Here is a 2,400-nt window from a genome sequence, read left to right as displayed (position 1 = left end):
CGTCCAGACGCGAACGCGCGCATCCTCTTCGCAGGCGGCGGCCCCGAGGCCCTGTCGCCCATGCTCGTGCCCGCCGCGGCCGAATACTTCGGCAAGGCCTGCGCCAACGGCTGAGGCCCCACGATCCTCGCGAAAGAATTTGCGCAAGCCATGGGCTGAGCGCGACACTGCACCATCATGATGAAGCACTGCTCACCAGCCACTCGCATCCGTGCAGCCGCGGGGGTTGCGCTGCTGGCCGCGGCCGCCCTGCTCGCGTCGTGCGGCGGTGGCGGAAGCACCAGCGGCCTGCCGTCCACCGTGGCCGGCGCCTGGAGTGCCTCGACCCAGGTTGCCGGCGCGTCGCTCGGGCTGGTGCTCACCGAGCAGGATTCGGTGGTCGCCGGCGCCGGCGCGTATCAGGCCAGTGCCGGCCCCTCGGGCACGCTGACCGTCGCCGGCGTGCACCTGGCCGCGCGGGTCACCCTGCAGCTGAGCTACGACAACGGCACCAAGGCGACCTACTCGGCCACGCTGCAAGACGCCACCCACATGAGCGGCGACTTCGCGTTCGACGGCGGCAGTTCCTCGACGGTGGTGTTCGTCCGTCAGTAGCGCGCCAGGCCTGCGGCATCATTGCCAGAGTCTGAGATAGCCTTGCCGCGCCCGGCGCTCATGGCGAGCGGCGGCGCGCCATCTCCATTCCAACCACCATGCACAGGAGCATGCAATGCAAAGAAGATTCCTTGTCGGGACCCTGTTGATCGCTGCCGCTGCGGCCCTCCTTCCGGGCTGCGCCAGCCTGCCGTCACCCGAGGTGATGAAAGCGGAGACCGCCAGCTACCAACTGCCCAAGCTGCCCGAAGCCGGCAAGGCGATGGTCTACGTGGTGCGCCCGTCGGCGCTGGGCGGCCTGGTGCGCTTCAACGTCTTCCTCGACGACCAGGAAGCGCCGTCGGAGATGGGCTACACCCGGTCGAGCCAGTACATCTACTTCTCGGTCGCGCCGGGGCAGCACAAGATCTACTCCAAGGCCGAGAACTGGGCGGAGCTGAACGTCACGACCAACCCCGGCGACATCCTCTTCATCCAGCAGGAGCCGACCATGGGCATCATCATGGCGCGCAACAACCTGTTCAAGCTCGAGGACTATCAAGGCAAGTACCACGTGAAGACGCTGACCGTGGGAACGATCATCAAGACCGCGAAGTAGGACTCGACAGTCAGCCTTCAGGCGAGTGCCGGCAGCACCGTGGCCCGGCACTCGCCCAGGCCGATGCGGCGGCAGCCTTCGCGCTCGGCGTGGCCGCGCAGGATGACGGTGTCGCCGTCCTGGAGGAAGGTCCGGGTCTCGCCGTTCGACAAGGTGATCGGCTGCTTGCCGCCGTGGCTCAGCTCCAGCAGCGAGCCGCCCTCGCCTTCGCGCGGACCGGACTGCGTGCCGCTGCCCAGCAGGTCGCCCGGCTGCAGATTGCAGCCGTTGCTGCTGTGGTGGGCGATCAGCTGCGCGATGGTCCAGTAGGCGTCGCGGAAATTGCTGCACGACAGGCGCTGCGGCGCTTTCATGGACGAGGTCTGCAGCCACACTTCGAGCGTGAGCTCGATGGCGCCGCGGTCGCGGTTGGCCGGTGAATCGAGGTGCGGCAGCGGCTCGGGGTCACCCTCGGGCCGGGCGAACGGCGCACGAAACGGCGCCAGCGCATCGCGGGTCACGATCCATGGCGAGATCGTGGTCGCGAAGTTCTTCGACAGGAAGGGACCGAGCGGCTGGTACTCCCAGGCCTGCAGGTCGCGCGCCGACCAGTCGTTGAGCAGCACCACCCCGAACCATTCGTCCTCGGCCTGTGCCATGTTGCGCGGCGTGCCGAGCGTGTTGACCCCGCCGACGAACACCCCGAGCTCCAGCTCGTAATCGAGCCGCTGGCTCGGGCCGAAGCGCGGCACGCCGGCCTCGCCGGCCGCCTGGCCCTTCGGCCGGCGGAACGCATGCCCGCTCACCCGGATGCTCGACGAGCGGCCGTGGTAGCCGATCGGCACCCACTTGTAGTTGGGCAGCAGCGGCTGGTCGGGCCGAAACAGCCGGCCCACCGCGGTCGCGTGGTGGATGCCGGTGTAGAAGTCGGTGTAGTCGCCGATGCGGCAGGGCCGGGTGAGTTCCACGTCGCGTTGCGGCAGCAGGCAATCGCGCAGCACCGCGCGATGAGCGCTGCCCTCGGCCAGCGCCTGCGACAACGTGCGCCGCGTGTCGCGCCAGCGCGCGGCCGGCAGCAGCATGAAGTGCTCCAGCGCGTGGGTGCCCAGCATCGGCTCGAGGCCGAGGCCGGCGTCGATGGCGGCGCGCAGGTCGAGCACCTCGTCGCCGATCGCCACGCCCAGGCGCCATGCCTCCTCGTCTTCGCCGCGGGCGCGAAAGCACCCGTA

The 2,400-nt window shown here is 69.2% G+C and carries 3 protein-coding genes; 2 read left to right on the top strand and 1 reads right to left on the bottom strand.

Annotation, left to right across the window (positions count from 1 at the left end; genetic code table 11):
* The first annotated feature begins 177 nt into the window (after positions 1-177).
* Both VJ693_RS19175 and VJ693_RS19170 read left to right on the top strand, forming a co-directional pair.
* Entirely contained in the window at positions 178-594 is a 417-nt protein-coding gene (locus tag VJ693_RS19175) for a hypothetical protein (protein ID WP_324156792.1), read from the top strand.
* Positions 595-799: 205 nt separating this feature from the next.
* Positions 800-1,192: a DUF2846 domain-containing protein gene (locus VJ693_RS19170; protein ID WP_324156790.1), complete on the top strand. Its 393-nt coding sequence runs from the start codon at positions 800-802 to the stop codon at positions 1,190-1,192.
* Positions 1,193-1,209: 17 nt separating this feature from the next.
* On the opposite strand, the gene fahA is transcribed toward VJ693_RS19170, so the two are convergent.
* A partial coding sequence (gene fahA, locus VJ693_RS19165) for a fumarylacetoacetase (protein WP_324156788.1) occupies positions 1,210-2,400 on the bottom strand: 1,191 nt, incomplete at its 5' end.

Origin of the sequence: Ideonella sp., assembly GCF_035254525.1 — a bacterium.
Taxonomy (GTDB): Bacteria; Pseudomonadota; Gammaproteobacteria; order Burkholderiales; family Burkholderiaceae_C; genus Ideonella.
This window is presented reverse-complemented; position numbering and strand designations above follow the sequence as displayed.